This window comes from Helicobacter didelphidarum (genome assembly GCF_003364195.1).
GTDB classification, from domain to species: domain Bacteria; phylum Campylobacterota; class Campylobacteria; order Campylobacterales; family Helicobacteraceae; genus Helicobacter_A; species Helicobacter_A didelphidarum.
The window spans coordinates 1-16,429 of record NZ_NXLQ01000025.1 but is presented as its reverse complement, the minus strand read 5'-3'; the positions used below and the strand labels follow the sequence as shown (position 1 = coordinate 16,429).

Sequence of the window (16,429 nt, the reverse complement as noted above, 5' to 3'; positions counted from 1 at the left end):
GCGACTTTTTAATATAAGTGGCTTTCCAAATACTTTTTGCCTCAAAGGTAAGCTTAAAAGTTTAATTTTTATCCTTATCCACAAGTTTATTCGCCCCAATCCAAGGCATCATCGCACGAAGTCTTCCGCCTACCTTTTCTATATCGTGTGCAGCGAGATTCTTTCTTTCGGCATTCATTCGTGCATATCCTGCTTTGCGCTCCAAAATAAAGTCTTTTGCAAACCTGCCTTCTTGAATGTCTTTGAGAATCTCTCTCATCGCCTTTTTAGATTCTGTATTGATGACGCGAGGACCACTCACCATATCGCCGTATTCAGCAGTATTTGAGATAGAGTAGCGCATATTTGCAAGTCCGCCCTCATAAATCAAATCCACGATGAGCTTTAACTCATGCAAACATTCAAAATACGCCATTTCTTCGGGATACCCAGCCTCTACAAGCGTTTCAAATCCCGCTTTCACAAGGCTTGTAACCCCGCCACAAAGCACGGCTTGTTCGCCAAATAAGTCTGTTTCTGTCTCATCTTTGAAAGTCGTTTCGATAATTCCACTTCTGCCTCCACCAATGGCACTTGCGTAGCTTAGGGCTATGGCTTTTGCATCGCCACGACTTGTATCTTGCTCTACTGCGATTAAATCAGGTATCCCGCCGCCGCGCACAAACTCACTCCGAACGGTGTGTCCGGGTGCTTTGGGCGCGACCATAATCACGCCTACACCCTTAGGTGCTTTAATCTGCCCGAAATGAATATTGAATCCATGTCCAAAAGCAATGATTTTATCCTCACTAAGACTTGGCAAAATGTCATTTTGAAACACATCGGCTTGCAACTCATCAGGAATAAGTATCATAATGACATCACATTGCTTTGTCGCTTCGCTGACTTCAAGCACTTTGAAGCCCTTTGCCTCTGCTTTTTTCCAACTTGAGCCACCTTTATATAGCCCGATAACCACCTCTACGCCACTATCTCGCAAGTTTTCAGCGTGGGCGTGTCCTTGAGAGCCAAAGCCAATCACAGCAACTTTCTTTTTTTGAATAAGTCCTAAATCGCAATCTTTATCATAATAAACTTTTAATGCCATGTATTTTTCCTTGTCATATAATCAAAAATATGTTACTATATATTAACATAAAATTTGACAACAAAGGAATGAAATGCAACAGAAATCACAACAAAAAGAAAAAAATACTAAAGACGAATTTTCAAAATATGAGATTCTAAAAGATATATTGCTTGAAGTTATTGAAGAGAATGATCCGCAAGTTAAGAAAGTTTTTCTTTCTCTCTTTGAATCTCTAAGTGGTGATATGCAAAATTCAGCAGAACTTAAAGCATTATTCCAAGAAATTAGCGAAAGTGAGCATTTAGTTGGTATTATCAAAGCATGTTCATTGCATAATATTATTTTAAATATTTATGAGGAACAAGAACAAGCAAGAATTGCAAGCGTTTCTCGTAGTATAGCAGCAGCATATCAAGCACTTGAAGAAGAGGGATTTGATAAACTTGACTGCGACAAAGTTTTGGAATCTATTCGCTTCTATCCTGTTTTTACAGCACATCCAACAGAATCTCGACGCAGGACTTTTCTTGAAGCACACCAAGAAATTACGCGTGAATTAGAAAAAATTGAAAACTATTTCTACACACCCGATAATGTTTTGCCAAACAAGCAAAGAGAGATTCAGCAAAGTTATGACAATATTAAATATCGTTTGCATTTGTTATGGAAAAGTCATCTTGTGCGGAGTGAAAAACTTGAAGTGATATTTGAGCTTGACAATCTTTTATTTATTGTTGAAAATAGTATTTTACCAAGTGCGTTGCGTGTTCTTAATCAAGTGTCAAATCGTCTTAATAAACCTCTTAAAATTTCTCCAATAAAATTAGGAAGTTGGATTGGTGGTGATAGAGATGGCAATCCATTTGTTACAAATGAACTCATGACTCGCGTTATGAAGATGCAACACGAGCTTATTATTAATACTTATATTAATGAAATTAATAAGCTTATTCGTGAATTATCAATTTCAATTGATTTTTCTCAACTCAATAAAGATCTTGAAAAATCGTTGCAAAAAGAAAAAGCCTATCTCAACCAAACTTCATTAAAGCTTCACGAAAGAGAGCCATATCGTGCAAAACTGAATCTTATTAAATTAAAATTACAAAATCACCTCCTTAAGGTAAATTCTATCAATGATATAGATTTTACCTATCAGAGTCCAAAAGAACTCTTAGAAGATATTGATATGTTGATTCAATCCCTTGATAACACTGCTTCAAAAAGGTTAAAATCTTTGCGGAATCTTGTTTTGCTTGGAGGATTCCACCTTATGCAATTAGATTTTCGTGAACATAGAGATATGTATCTTAGTGCAGTATCTGAAGTTCTTTGTTTGCTGGGTTATACGGATAGTGATTTTTCACAACGACATGAATCAAAAAAGATTGAGATTCTCAATCAAGCACTAAACGATCCGCCAACAAATCTTAATAGAATCTTGTGGGATGTAAGTCCGCAAACGCGCCACACACTAAACGCATTTTTACGCGTATTATGGGCAAAAAAAGCAATTAGCAAAGATATTCTCAAAAGCTTTATTGTTTCTATGACAACACAAGCAAGTGATTTACTTGCTGTGCTTTATTTGGCTTATTGTAGTGGCTTGTGGCAAAGAGGTAAAATTAAAAAAAGTGAAAGTGGGGAAACCATTATCAAAGAAGGGAAAGCAGGGGTGTTTATCACGCCACTTTTTGAAACCATCGATGATTTAGAACACGCTGAAGAAATTTTAGAGATTCTCACAAAAAATGAACATTATAAACAATACCTTAAAGATTCGCGGAATGCACAACAAATTATGATTGGATATTCGGATTCTAGTAAAGATGGTGGCATTTTTACTTCAAACTATTCATTATATAAAGCAATATCAAATCTTGTAAAATTAGAATCAAGACTTGGAATCCAATTTATGCTCTTTCATGGTAAAGGTGGTAGCATTAGTCGTGGCGGTGGGCAACTTGAAAGTGCACTCTTGGCATTTCCTGCAGGAAGTGTTGGCTCAACGCTTAAAACAACCGAACAAGGTGAAATTATTTCATCTCGTTACCTTAATCCAAAAATTGCCATTCGTAGTTTTGCTCTTACACTTGCTAGTCTCTTAAAAAAAGTTGCACATGATTATTTCTCCATTCATGGAACAGATTCGTCTTTAACAAAAACATCTCAAAATAACACCACAAATCAATCGTTTGAAGCAATATCTCAACACAAGGTTGATAAATATTTGCCTAAGCTTGAAGAACTCTCACGCATTTCTTATCGAAGCTATCGTAGCCTTGTCTATGACACACCAAATTTTATCGAATATTTTAAAAATGCCACGCCCATAGAGTTTATACAGAATCTCAATCTTGGCTCTCGTCCTAGCAAACGCAAGGATACGCAAAAAGTAGAGGATTTGCGTGCGATTCCATGGGTATTTGCATGGACACAAAATCGCTCTATTATGCCTGCGTGGTATGGGCTAGGAAGTGCCTTAAATGGATTTGATAACCGCGAATTATTGCAAGAATGCTATAATGATTCTATATTTTTTAAGACAACTATTGATAATATTACACAAGGATTCATTAAAGTAGATATGGAAATAGCAGAGGAATATAATGAATTTGTGGAGGATTTCGGCTTAAGACAAAATGTTTGGGGGAAAATCTCTGATGAATATAAAAAAACTTTAGAATGGCTCTTAATCGTTCGTAATGAAAATAACTTACTTGAAAAAAGTCCAGACATTCGCGATAGAATTCTTGCACGTATGCCAAACATTAAAGCCTTAAGTCTCTTACAACTTGAACTTATTAAAAAATATAAGAGTGCAAAATATGAGGATTTACGTATGCGTCTTATGGAACAAATTCATGGGACAATTATTGGTATCGCACAAGGAATACGCAATACAGGTTGATTATAAATATGATACTCTAAAATTATTGGCAATACATAACCATGACCTTACAAATTTTATGCGAAATAATTTTAGAAAGGTATGAATAGTTTTGCTAAATTTACTTTGAAATTTAAAGTATTTGAAAGAAGCATAATGCAAACTTTAAATAGATTCTATGCAGAAAAATAGCTTAAATAACCTTGATTGAGAACAATATTTCAAAATAAAATATAACAATTATGTTAAATTTCGTTACAAAAGTTGGCATATAAGTATTTAATTGTTAAATAAAGTTTGTTACAATACCTCAATGGTAATTATTAGTTATCATTTAATAATTTTTATTAAGGAGAAAAATATGTTAGTTACAAGAAAAGCACCTGATTTCACTGCTCCTGCAGTATTGGCGAATAATCAAATTGTTGAAAACTTTGAGTTAAGTAAGAATCTTGGTAAGAATGGAGCAATCTTATTCTTTTGGCCAAAAGATTTTACTTTTGTATGTCCTAGTGAAATTTTAGCCATGGATCATAGAGTGAAACAATTCAATGAAAAAGGATTCAATGTAATTGGTGTGTCCATTGATTCCGATGTTGTGCATTTTGCATGGAAAAATACGAAAGTTGAAGATGGTGGAATTGGACAAGTGAGCTTCCCAATGGTGTCTGATATTACAAAACAAATTTCACGCGATTATGAAGTATTATTTAATGGTGCGGTTGCATTGCGTGGAACTTTTCTAATTGATAAAAACCAAATTATTCGTCAAGCAACTATCAATGATTTACCGCTTGGTAGAGATATGGACGAGTTTTTACGATTGGCTGATGCACTACTTTTCCATGAAGAACATGGTGAAGTATGTCCTGCTGGTTGGAGAAAAGGACAAAAAGGTATGAAGCCCACTGCAGATGGTGTAAAAAGCTATTTAAAAGAAAATGCGAGCAACCTATAACTTTGCCCCCCTTTTTTTTGTTACCTTATAAAGTCTCATTATAGGTCATCTTATAATGGTAGCAATTTATTAAGATTCTATTCATAAGATAGAATCTTAAATCTCCTTTTATAGCTCTAAAATCATTTAAGACATTTTTATCTAAATATGGAGCGATAAATATTGCAAAGCTCTTTCTTGCTTATTAGAATCTAAACTTAAAAGCAGATTCCCTCAATGTCAAATTGCAGAAAGTTCTCTAAAACTTTAATGCCTATGGATTATTCCTCAAGGAGATTGATAATATCTTCCTTATCTTGTAATTTTTCAATAAATTCAAGTATTTCAAAATTTTTTATCTCTAAATTTTCATCAAATTTTATAAATTTTACATATCTTTTGGAATCTTCAAAGATTTTAGGAGCGATAAAAAGTGCAAAATGATATGTTTGATTTGATTGTTTGATGATTTCTTTTAAATGCCTTGCAATCGGTAGTAGTTCATTATTGACCTGTGCTTTACCACAAATAAGACTTACCTCAACTATGTTTTGAGAATCTTTTGTGATAAAAATAATATCTGGCTGATTACCGCCTGCATGGCACTTTGGTAAGCCCTCATCATCAATACTATAATTTGGCAAAACTTTCAGATTCTTAAAATTTTGCTTTAACGCAATGCTTGTGAGAAATTCAAACCTTGTAGGCTCTGGGATAAACTTAAAAATCTCATCTTTGCTTTGAGATTTTTTTGAAGTGAGCATTGATAATTCCTTATAGATAGAATCTTTGCTATAAGTTTTTGCAAAATATTCTAAAGTCTGTAATTTTAAATGATTGGTATCAATACTTGCTATATTTTCTTGTATCTCTAAAATATGAGAATCTATTTGTCCCATAAAGTTGAAATATGACTCTTTAGTATCAAATATCCTAGAATTTGGCAAATAATATTCAAGTATGTATTCAATTTTTGGCATTTCAAATGTATTAAAATCAATAAATCGTCCATTGCCTCGCAATGAGATAATACCTGTAATACGCATTTTCCTGATATATTCATCGATTGCTTCACCACAGATTTGTGAGATTTTGAATCGAATTGTGTTTGTAGAGTTTAAAATTTTTAAGCACTCTTCATAAATTATTTCATTAGAATATTGAAAGTTGGGATATTTTTCTCGAAAAGCTATGATTTTTCTTGTTAATTTATGCGAATTTGAATCGAGCCAACAGAGAAAGAAAGGAATTTCACTTGTATGTATCTTTGAATCCCCTTGTATAGTTTTGAGATGATTCATTACATTAAGTAAGAGTGGTAGAGGTTTGTTTGCATTGAGAATCTTTCTAAATGGATTATTGGTTTGATATTTCATCATACAATTTAAAAATACATTAGAAATTTTTACCTCATTAGTAGGAACTTCGTTGTTTGCATCAATTAACAAATGTCCTGTATTTGAGATAATAATGGGTTTGTTCATTTCGTAAAAACAAAATCCAAATTCCATAGGAAGCTTGTAATATGTATCAAATCTTGAATCCCATCCTTTATTAAATCCCGCTTCTTTATGATTTTGTGGTGAATTATCAAGAATTTCTTGGATTTGAGATTCTGTAAAAGTTTCATAAGATTCTATAATTTCTTTATAGTATTTTGTTGCATAAATTGGAATGTATAATTTATTTTTGATTAAGTCGGCAATAATTTGCATAATAATTTCGTGCGTTAAAAGATGATTTTCATAAGGTAATAATATTTTAAGAAAATCCGCTATCCTTGATGGATTTCTCATAGTTGTGCTAAAAGATAATATTTTGAATTGTGAATCTTTAATTTTTGACATTTGTTATATAAACCTCCGTAGAATCTTTTTTAATGGTATTATCATTAAAGCTTATATAATTACTTTTAATATAATGTGTAGAATAATTTTTCATAAAATCTTGTAAGAAATGGTTGATTTTTCCTTTATGATGTAATAAGTTCGTGATACCCCATCGCACCCCTTTAGAATCTAAATCTTGCAAGGTTTGATAAAGTTGTATTTCAAGTAATTCACCCCAAAGTTTGTTGTATTCACTTCCACTAATCAAATATGGTGGGTCAAAATATAGAAAATCATCTTGTTGAATTTCTATACTATTTAAAAAATGAATATAATCAAGGTTAAAAAATATTATATTATTGTTACGCATAAATTCTATATAGTTTTGTAATGCATTAAAAACATTTTCATTAAAATCTACATTTCCAACAGGAAGATTAAAATCCCCTTTGCTATTAAATCTTATCATATGATTAAATCCATAAATCAGCAAGAGATATAATCGTAAAATGTCATTTTTATTTGCATTAAAATCATTGCGTAATTTTATATACGATTCTTGATTGAATCTTGCAAAATATGTTTTTTTATATTCCTCTCGCAATTCTTTTGATGGGATAATATTTTTTAATGAGCATGAAAGATTGTATTTTTGTATTAAAGAAAATATTTTATTGATTATTTCGTGAAAATAATTTTGTTGATTTTTAAAGAAATTGTGCAAGGAGATAATATTTGAATCTACATCATTAAGAATATAAGAATTTGCACTTGTATTAAGAAATGAACTTCCACCACCAACAAAAGGTTCTATATAAGTATCGATATTTTGTGGAAACAATGTTTTTAATTGTGGCATAAGCTTATACTTATCTCCTACATAAAAAAATGGAGAGCGAATTATTTTTGTCTCATTAAAAAGTGTGGGGTTTTTGATTCGTGTCGTCATCTCGTCTCACTTATAAAGATAAATTCTTTATGTCCTTTAAAATCTGTCTTTCCGCTACTAAAAGCCTTATAGTCAAACTCATAAATATGTATTTTACCACAAGATTCAAGGATTAATCTAATATCATCGAGTTGCATTTTATTCTGACTTGAAGCCGAATGAGAAGTATATGTATTATTATAAGTAACCACGATATTTTTACTAATTTGCGCGAGATTTGTTACCAAGTCCTTGAACGCTTCTTTTGCTTCTACCTTGCAATATTTGCTTATATTCTCTGGATTTGGCTTTTGTGCTATACCATAGAGTTTGGGTTTATTATTCTTACTTAAGGTTTCTAGTAAATGATAGAATCTACTATATTGCCTCGAATTATAAGGAGGGTCAATAAAGGCACAAGTGATACACTTTTCTTGTCTATTGCGTTTTGTCTTTCGCATTTTTGCTATCAAAGCATTAGAATCTTCTCTAAAAATCTCTATTTTTTTATCAGTTGTTATTGGTTCTATAAGCTGAAAAATAAATCTATCTTCCAAGATTCTATTTTTACGATAGGCATCATAATGCCCCACCGTGTTTGCTATCCTATCAGCACTATATAGAAGACTTGAAAGTAAAATATAAAATTCTTTATGATTGATAGTTTGAGCCTTTAGCTTTGTGTCTAAATTATCTCGAATGTGTCCAATGATTTTAGAATCATTTTTACTAAAAAACCTCTCTCCAAAGTGCTTAGAATAATAATTCTCTATAATTTTTTTAGAATCTAGCTTTTGATATTCTTCTCTTAGAGATTCTATCTTCGCCCTATCAAAAGGACTTTGTAAGAAAAATCCTTGATAAATCGTATAGTTTGAATACAAGAAATCATTGATAATAAAGTGATTAAAATCATTATAGGAATTTTGCTTGTTTAGTTTTCCCAAGCTTGTTTCGTGAGAAAGAATGATAGAATCTTGCTTACTTGGTTCTTCTAAACTTTTTTTATGAGAAATATTCGCTAAATCTTGCTCCCCTAAGCAAAGATTCTTAGTCTCTCTCAATCCCTCTATATCATTCATATTATTTCTTTTTCGCATAAAATATTCACTCACTACACCTGTCCCACCAAAGACATCAAAGAAAACTCGTTGATTATTTGATGAATGAATGCAATCTTGTGTGGTGGTATTATGTAAAGATTGTGTGTTGCTTGTATCTCTTGCCTTGAGATTGCTCATAGGGGATTCTAAACAATGCTTTGAAATCACAGAATCTATTTTTTCTAAAAGCTTTGTTTTTGCACCTGTATAACGCCGTGAAGAAAGTTTGAATGAGTTCGGATTGTGTGTAGCTGGTGCTTGCAAGCAATCTCCTTTGGGAATGTGCAATTTATCTCGCATAGAATCTTTGTGCGAAAAAACTAAAGGATTAGGCATAGACACTCTTTTATATCGCTCGTGTTGTGCATACTTTGGGAGAATTTCGCATTGTCATATCTCTTGAAATAAATTATTGCGAAATTGTAACCTATTCTATGTTAAATTTTGGCTTTGGTTGAGGGGGAATATTTCTTAGCGAGAATCTTTGCTTTTCCAAAGACTATAATTAAAACAATGGTTGGTCCATCTCTTTTGGGATTGGTAAGCCCATAATTTTAAGAATTGTTGGTGCTATATTATTAAGTGCACCATCATGTATCTCTTTAACATTTTGAGAATCTATAAAGCAAAAAACATCACCGATTGTATGATTGGTTAATGGATTGAGGTTAGAATCTTTCATCTCTTCACAATTCCCATGATCGCTTGTCATAACAATGCTATATTGATTTTGTTTTGCAAGATTCCATATTTTTGCCAATTCCTTATCTACTGCCTCTACTGCTTTTATACTTGCTTCAAAATTACCTGTATGCCCGACCATATCTCCATTCGCAAAATTTACCACAATAAAATCAAATCCCTTTCTAATAAAATCACATACCCCATCAGCCACCTCTGTTGCACTCATTTCGGGCTTTAAATCATAGGTTGTAACTTTTGGCGATTCTATTAAAAGCCTTTCTTCATTCAAAAACACTTCTTCCTTGCCTCCATTAAAAAAGAAAGTTACATGTGCATATTTTTCAGTTTCTGCAACATGTGCTTGCTTTAAACCATTCTCAGAAATAATTTGTGCCAGAGTATGATTCACTTTATCTTTAGGAAACATAATTGGAAAAGGGAAGGTTTCATCATACTCGCACATACAAACAATCATTATATTGGGCATATCGCGTTTAAACCCATTAAAATCTTTTAACCCAAGACTTGATACAATTTCACGTGCCCTATCACTACGATAATTGACAAAGATAAAACCCTCACTTTGGGAATCTTTATTCTGGAAATTTATGGAATTATTTTTTGTATTTCGAAATTGCATTTGTATGTTTGCCTTTGGCATACCATGATAACCACTAAAACTAGCAGGCAAAATAAATTCATCATAAATACCTTCTTGATATGATTTTGCTACATATTCTTCAACACTACACTCTTGAAGATTCTTACCTTCTGTAATTACCTCAAAGGCTTTTTGCACCCTATCCCATCGTTTATCCCTATCCATTGCATAGAATCTACCACAGAGAGTAGCTACGCGAATATCAGAATCTAAAATATCTTTAAGACGTTCATAATGTGTTAAAAAACTTTTAGGGGTAACATCTCGTCCATCACTAAATAAATGCAACCATACTTTTTTGCCTTGTCTCTTTGCTATTTGTGCTAATTTTTTTGCATGGTCTATATGAGCATGTACTCCACCATCACTTGCCAAAATTGCCAAATGCAAAATATTTGTATGTTGTAACAAATCAGTAAAAGCGGTATTGATTTCTATACTTCCATCATTAATCGCATTATTAATTTTTACCAAATCTTGATAGAGGATTCTGCCACTACCAAGACACATGTGTCCAACTTCCGAATTACCCATTTGTCCATCTGGCAATCCAACGCTTTTGCCATATGAACGCAAAAAGGAGTGCGGTATATGCTCAAAAAGATAGTCATAATGCGGTTTTTTTGCATGATAAAATGCATTATATTCTTTTTTTTCACTATACCCTATACCATCTGTGATAATCAGAATAACCTTATCTTCCATACTGAAACCGCCTTATTTATGAAATTGCAGAATCCCTAAGATTCTATAAAATATACATCATAATTTTATATTAAAAAATCAAATAAATAAATTTCATTGGAAGTAAAATAGAAAAACAATTGAATAATAGTGGTATTTTGGGATAATTTGTAAAAAAATTACTATATATCTATATTTGTAATGCTTTTGCAAATCTTACTATTGCTAGAACAATAGACATTTATATTCTTACGACTTATCATATTATTATAAAAATTATAGACATCAATAAATCACTAAATATTTTATTACTATTGTAGAAAAAAGACTGTTAAAGTGAATATACAAAGTGCAAGAGTCTAACATTCCCAAAAAATTACAATTTCTAAAGAACTGCAATATCAGATTATCATAATCTGATATTAAGATATATTAAACTCTGTTCCTTTTTCAATTTCTTATTGGCATTGGAATCACAGATACTTTTTTTCGTTGTTTTGTTTTTTGTTGAAAAACAACCACACCATCCGTGAGAGCATATATTGTATGGTCTTTCCCAATACCAACATTATCTCCAACATGCACCTTCGTTCCTCTTTGTCGCACAATAATATTCCCTGCACGCACAAACTGAGAACCAAACTTTTTAACACCTAATCTCCTTCCAGCAGAATCTCTATTATTCTGTGTGCTACCTTGCCCTTTTTTGTGTGCCATAAAAACTCCTTATTTGCTAATATTTGTAACTTTTACACGAGTAAAATCTCGTCTAAAACCTCTTTTCGTCTTACTATCTTTTCTGCGTCGTTTTTTGAAGACAATAACTTTTTTTGCTCTGCCCTCATTAATAACCTCTAATTCTACTTTTGCATTTGCAATAAGAGGATTACCCACTTCTAAACTTTCATCATTGATAATTGCTAGAACTTCTGTAATTTCCAGTTTTGACTTTGGCTCAAGGCTTAATTTATCAAGTAGCAAAATATCACCGACTTGTGCCTTGTATTGTTTGCCTCCGTTCTTAAATATAACTTGCATAGCATTCCCTTTTAAAATAAAAATATGAAACAAAATTATACTATATTTTTGTTTATTTTAAAACACTAAGAATAAAATATTGTTGTTTTCATTTATTTCTTATCAACAAATCTTTTTAGTAGCTATTTAGAAAAAGATTTCAGTATTGATAAAAACATAGGAACAATTAAATTAAAGAAGTTAAAAAGTAAATAAACTTACTAACCGCTATAAACGATAAGTAAGTCACAAAAAGTCAAAAGTTTGATATAAATCCAAATTAAATATATCTTTTTTCTCTAAAATTCTTGAGGAGTTTTACATAATACTGCATTTGATCTGGAGTGCCAAGTGTTACCCTACAAAAATTATCATATACATCGAATTTGCGTCCAACAAGAACATTTTGATTTTTCATATTTTTTACAAAATCATCAAAATCACCAGCAATCTCGTGGAAAATAAAATTACCATGCGATGGAGCATATTTTAATCCCAAAGAATCAAGTGTTCTTGTAACAATTTCTCTTGATTTGATGTTTGAATTAATGGTATATTGTCTAAAATTAAAATCTTTTAATGCAATACTTGCGGCTTTCGCACCAACAAAGTTAATCCCTACTAATTGAAGAAACTCACTAACTCTTTTCTGTAATTCCGGAGTTGTTAAAACATATCCTATACGACAACCAGCAAGTCCATAAACTTTAGAGAAAGTGCGTGTTATAATAATATTTTTCGCACCTCCCTTTAACATATCAATTCCACTTTTAAAGCCGGAATCGGCAACATATTCAGCATAAGACTCATCAAATAAGAATATTGTTGTGGATTTTGCATTACGCACCCATGAATACAAATCATTAGGATTTGCTATATTTCCTGTTGGATTATTAGGGTTACAAATATACACAAGCGATACACCATCAAATTCCATTTCACTTTTCTTCATTTTATCAATATCAAAATTAAATTTTGAATCTAATTCTACTTTGATTATTTCTGGGTCTAATGGCTTTGCATACGCCTCTATAAATTCAAAAGTTGGATTAGGCACAATAATTCTTAATGGAAGATTGGCTTCTTGTGCCATTTTATTAACTGCATAAAGTGCTGATTGCAATGCAGCTGAAGAACCATTTGTAAGACATACTCTATCTTCTTTAACATTGTAAAATTTTGCAATATCTGTAAGTAATTGTTGCTCAGGTTTTATTGGATACAGACTCATATTTGTAAGTTCTTTTACTAAATTTTTCTCAATTAAACTTGAGAAACCATACGCATTTTCGTTTGAATCAAGCAATAGAGGCTTATCTCGTGTTGGATTTTTAAAAGGTTGCGAAACTGCCTGCATTGGTGATAATAGACCACCTAAAGCAACTGCTCCAACAAGTGAACCTACCTTAAGAATATCGCGTCTATTGATTGTTTGTTCAACATTTTCCATAAGATTAACTCCTTAAAAATAACTATGATACAAGTTTTTCATTCATGCAATCTTACAATAATTTCAGCACAAATGCAATAGAAAAGTAAAATATTTTAATATTACCGCCCTGTTCTTAGTGCTATTATTTAGCGTAAGTTTCACTAAACGATATATTTAATTTCAATGTCTTGGGTGTTCTCAACTATTTTGAAAATTAGCAATTGCATTTTGTTTTATTGTGTAAGAAGTGATATTTGACTATACAGAATTAATGAATTTATTGTAACCAGCTTATAATCTAAGGATATTATATTAATTTTTTTCGCTATAATGTTGCTTTTATTTTTCTAAAAATTTTAGTTAATACTTTTTCAATACTATATTTAATTTTCTCATTAATTTAGATATTGATATAACATCATACTTTGAAATTGTATTTTTTAAGATTGACATAAAATTACTAAAGTTCAACTCTTGTAGGCAATAAATAAAGCTCTCTTTTCAAAGACTTTAAAAAACATGAATTCGTATTTGGTGTCAAACTTCCGTATTATATTGTATTTTAGGTGATAAATGTTTCTTAAGATTTTACCTTTTTTAAGTATTTTGATTTTTCGATTTATAGGACTATTTATCGTTTTACCAGTAATTTCACTTTTAATTGCAGCAATGCCTCATGCAAATGTTTTAAATGTAGGTTTAGCTATAGGTGCTCCTTATTTGTTTCAAATGATTTGCCAACCAATTTTTGGTCGTTTAAGTGATAAATATGGGAGAAAACCAATTTTAATACTTGGACTATTAATTTTCTTTATCGGTTCAATTATTTGTATGCTTGAAACTTCAATTTATTATTTAATCATTGGGCGTTGTGTGCAAGGAATAGGAGCTATTGGGGGGTTGCTGACAGCACTTGTCGCAGATTCTGTAAGAGAGGAAAAGCGAACATCGGCTATGGCTCTTATGGGTGTTGGAATCTTTATAAGTTTTGTTGTAGCAATGATACTTGGGTCGATTTTAGGGGGGCATTATGGTTTAAATTCACTCTTTACTTTAACCACAATAGTAACAATTATATCCCTACTTATTGCAATCATTGCGGTAAAGCCTACTCCAAAAATAAAATATGCTTATCCCACCCATGATGTAAATATTGCAATAGAAAAAGAAATACAAAGGAGTATCTTTGCAATCAGTGCAAGTGGTTTTATTGAAAAATTTTTAATGATTTTGACTTTCTCCCTTACACCAATTATACTCAATGAATACTTAGAAAAAATACATTTTTGGTATGTGTATCTACCAGCTGTTTTTACAGGTATTTTTGTGCTAGGACCCACATCTATTTTTAGTGAAAAAAGAGGGAGGTCAAAAGAAGTTTTACTCTTAAGCATTCTTATGTTTTTTATAGCATATAGCTGTATGGCATTTTTTATTGACAATATTATTGTATTTGCCGTTGGATTAGCTGTATTTTTTGGAGCATTCTCAATACAAGAAGCATTACTGCAAAGTCTTATCAGTAAATATGCAAAAGCAAAATATCGTGGTGCAATCATTGGAGATTTTAGTGCTGCAGGATTTGGTGGTAGTTTTGTCGGTGCAATGATTGGAGGATATTTTAACTCCTATGAAAAGATTGCCCTAAATCATTGGTTTATTTTTGGCTCACTGATGTTTGTTATGTTGCTTTGGTTCTTTTTTGTATATTCTACAATTAAAAAACCTCATGTTACGCATACGATTTACATACCAATCAATCAAGCCAAAATAAAAAATCTAGAATCTCTTGACACTCTTGATGGTATTATGGAATGGTATGAGAATCTACAAGAAAATATTTTAACGATTAAATATAATACAGAGATTCTAGATTCAGCACATATTCAAGACTTCATCAATAGGGAATAACTCTCAAAGTTTTTATTCAAAACAAAAAAATCAAATTAAATAAAGGATAATTATGACACAAATTTATAAGAAAGGTTTTTTAAGGATAGTTTTTATTGCAATGTCTCTATTATATGTTTGCTATGGAGCAGAGGAATGGCGTAATATAAATAGTCTGCAAGGTGATTTTATCCAAGAAATAAAAGGTGAAAGGGGTGCAATTCCAGTTATATATTCAGGGAAAATTTATGCCTCAAATAATAAAATTAAATGGGAATATATAAAACCACTTACAAAAGAGGTCTATTTAGAAAAAAATGGGGCATATATCTATGAGCCAGATCTTAAACAAGTAACTATTGGGACACTGAAAGAGAATATTGACTTTATCCATATTCTCAAACAAGTTCAAAAAGTTTCAGACAATAATTATAAAACAAGAATTGATGGCACAGACTATCTTGTTGTGATAAAAGATTCTAAATTGCATTCACTTTCATATAGAGATAGTTTAGATAACAATGTAATGATTATTTTTAATAATATCATCATTAATCAGCCAATCCGCGAAGAAATATTTATATTCCAACCACCAGAGGGGGTGGAATACATTGATGCAAATTAAAAAACTATATAATTTCCTTGATACCCAAATTATCTTCAAACTCCGCTTGTTATTTACGATAATTTCCCTCTCAAATTCTTGTATAATCTGTATATGGCTCATATCAACAACAAAAAGAAGATAAAATCTTATACTATTTTTATTATGATACAAGATTTTCTTTAATGCAATTTCACTTCATTAATTCTTGAATTTATAATAAAAATATTAAAAAAATATTTTTTAAGAAAAGCAAAAAAGAATACAATGTCTTATTATATTGATTTTTAAAAGATTTTATGATTGTGAGATTCTAAGCGAGAAACATTTATTAAAACAATACCTAGTAATAGTTATTGATAACAACGAGATTAGGCGATTACAACTTAATGTAATCATGGGCAACAGTATATCACTCACACTTACATTCTTCCTATATACTTTTATTAATTCTGTAAAATTCAATTATAAAAAGTTATTATTTTTTAATACTATATCTAACAAAAATACTCTGTGTTTCAAGATCTAAAATATGTTTTATTTGTTTACCTCTTCACTTGTGGTGTTGGTGTTATTACAATAATATCATTTTTAATCTTATCATATATTGCTTGTCCTATGCCTTTGACTTGCATAATATCTTCTTTTTTCTTGAATCTTGTTTTAGAACGATATTCAATAATTGCTTTTGCTTTTGCTTC

The 16,429-nt window shown here is 31.2% G+C and carries 13 protein-coding genes; 4 read left to right on the top strand and 9 right to left on the bottom strand.

Annotated features, from left to right (window positions below; all coding sequences use genetic code 11):
* Positions 1-61: 61 nt before the first annotated feature.
* Positions 62-1,087, bottom strand: coding sequence for a ketol-acid reductoisomerase (gene ilvC, locus CQA53_RS08675; RefSeq protein WP_115543608.1), 1,026 nt, complete (start codon positions 1,085-1,087; stop codon positions 62-64).
* Between the two features lie 73 nt (positions 1,088-1,160).
* Here ilvC and CQA53_RS08670 point away from each other — a divergent pair, with 73 nt between their 5' ends.
* Positions 1,161-3,980, top strand: a complete 2,820-nt coding sequence (locus CQA53_RS08670; protein WP_115543607.1) for a phosphoenolpyruvate carboxylase — start codon at positions 1,161-1,163, stop codon at positions 3,978-3,980.
* A 340-nt stretch (positions 3,981-4,320) separates the two neighbouring features.
* The gene (locus CQA53_RS08665) at positions 4,321-4,917 is read left to right on the top strand and encodes a peroxiredoxin (RefSeq protein ID WP_115543606.1); all 597 of its coding nucleotides are present in this window, start codon (positions 4,321-4,323) and stop codon (positions 4,915-4,917) included.
* Positions 4,918-5,177: 260 nt separating this feature from the next.
* Here CQA53_RS08665 and CQA53_RS08660 read toward each other — a convergent pair whose 3' ends face one another.
* The 7 genes from CQA53_RS08660 to CQA53_RS08630 form a co-directional block, all read right to left on the bottom strand.
* The gene (locus CQA53_RS08660) at positions 5,178-6,743 is read right to left on the bottom strand and encodes an AlwI family type II restriction endonuclease (RefSeq protein ID WP_115543605.1); all 1,566 of its coding nucleotides are present in this window, start codon (positions 6,741-6,743) and stop codon (positions 5,178-5,180) included.
* Positions 6,730-7,674: a DNA adenine methylase gene (locus tag CQA53_RS08655; RefSeq protein ID WP_112051466.1), complete on the bottom strand. Its 945-nt coding sequence runs from the start codon at positions 7,672-7,674 to the stop codon at positions 6,730-6,732. Before CQA53_RS08655 ends, CQA53_RS08660 begins: the two co-directional genes overlap by 14 nt.
* Positions 7,671-9,092: a DNA adenine methylase gene (locus tag CQA53_RS08650; RefSeq protein ID WP_245945814.1), complete on the bottom strand. Its 1,422-nt coding sequence runs from the start codon at positions 9,090-9,092 to the stop codon at positions 7,671-7,673. The genes CQA53_RS08655 and CQA53_RS08650 overlap by 4 nt, the downstream gene beginning before the upstream one ends.
* Before the next feature lie 169 nt (positions 9,093-9,261).
* Positions 9,262-10,806 carry a 2,3-bisphosphoglycerate-independent phosphoglycerate mutase gene (gene gpmI, locus CQA53_RS08645; protein WP_115543604.1) on the bottom strand — a complete coding sequence of 515 codons (1,545 nt, stop codon included), beginning with the start codon at positions 10,804-10,806 and terminating at the stop codon, positions 9,262-9,264.
* Between the two features lie 429 nt (positions 10,807-11,235).
* Positions 11,236-11,502 carry a 50S ribosomal protein L27 gene (gene rpmA, locus CQA53_RS08640; protein WP_115543603.1) on the bottom strand — a complete coding sequence of 89 codons (267 nt, stop codon included), beginning with the start codon at positions 11,500-11,502 and terminating at the stop codon, positions 11,236-11,238.
* Between the two features lie 9 nt (positions 11,503-11,511).
* A complete protein-coding gene (gene rplU / locus CQA53_RS08635) occupies positions 11,512-11,823 on the bottom strand; it encodes a 50S ribosomal protein L21 (protein ID WP_115543602.1) in 312 nt (103 codons plus the stop codon).
* 259 nt (positions 11,824-12,082) lie between these two features.
* Positions 12,083-13,252: a pyridoxal phosphate-dependent aminotransferase gene (locus CQA53_RS08630; RefSeq protein WP_115543601.1), complete on the bottom strand. Its 1,170-nt coding sequence runs from the start codon at positions 13,250-13,252 to the stop codon at positions 12,083-12,085.
* Between the two features lie 555 nt (positions 13,253-13,807).
* Here CQA53_RS08630 and CQA53_RS08625 point away from each other — a divergent pair.
* Entirely contained in the window at positions 13,808-15,145 is a 1,338-nt protein-coding gene (locus tag CQA53_RS08625) for an MFS transporter (protein WP_115543600.1), read from the top strand.
* A gap of 52 nt (positions 15,146-15,197) precedes the next feature.
* The gene (gene lolA / locus CQA53_RS08620) at positions 15,198-15,749 is read left to right on the top strand and encodes a LolA-like outer membrane lipoprotein chaperone (protein ID WP_245945813.1); all 552 of its coding nucleotides are present in this window, start codon (positions 15,198-15,200) and stop codon (positions 15,747-15,749) included.
* 524 nt (positions 15,750-16,273) lie between these two features.
* Here the strand turns inward: lolA and CQA53_RS08615 are convergent.
* Positions 16,274-16,429 (bottom strand): ComEA family DNA-binding protein (locus tag CQA53_RS08615; protein ID WP_181882405.1); only part of this gene is annotated, 156 nt, incomplete at its 5' end.

Bases quoted from the DNA above. Each gene is read 5' to 3' on its own strand.
- gpmI (WP_115543604.1), bottom strand. From the start codon at position 10,806: ATGGAAGATAAGGTTATTCTGATTATCACAGATGGTATAGGGTATAGT.
- lolA (WP_245945813.1), top strand. From the start codon at position 15,198: ATGACACAAATTTATAAGAAAGGTTTTTTAAGGATAGTTTTTATTGCA.
- rplU (WP_115543602.1), bottom strand. From the start codon at position 11,823: ATGCAAGTTATATTTAAGAACGGAGGCAAACAATACAAGGCACAAGTC.
- rpmA (WP_115543603.1), bottom strand. From the start codon at position 11,502: ATGGCACACAAAAAAGGGCAAGGTAGCACACAGAATAATAGAGATTCT.
- CQA53_RS08665 (WP_115543606.1), top strand. From the start codon at position 4,321: ATGTTAGTTACAAGAAAAGCACCTGATTTCACTGCTCCTGCAGTATTG.
- CQA53_RS08650 (WP_245945814.1), bottom strand. From the start codon at position 9,092: ATGCCTAATCCTTTAGTTTTTTCGCACAAAGATTCTATGCGAGATAAA.
- CQA53_RS08655 (WP_112051466.1), bottom strand. From the start codon at position 7,674: ATGACGACACGAATCAAAAACCCCACACTTTTTAATGAGACAAAAATA.
- CQA53_RS08625 (WP_115543600.1), top strand. From the start codon at position 13,808: ATGTTTCTTAAGATTTTACCTTTTTTAAGTATTTTGATTTTTCGATTT.
- CQA53_RS08630 (WP_115543601.1), bottom strand. From the start codon at position 13,252: ATGGAAAATGTTGAACAAACAATCAATAGACGCGATATTCTTAAGGTA.
- CQA53_RS08670 (WP_115543607.1), top strand. From the start codon at position 1,161: ATGCAACAGAAATCACAACAAAAAGAAAAAAATACTAAAGACGAATTT.
- ilvC (WP_115543608.1), bottom strand. From the start codon at position 1,087: ATGGCATTAAAAGTTTATTATGATAAAGATTGCGATTTAGGACTTATT.
- CQA53_RS08660 (WP_115543605.1), bottom strand. From the start codon at position 6,743: ATGTCAAAAATTAAAGATTCACAATTCAAAATATTATCTTTTAGCACA.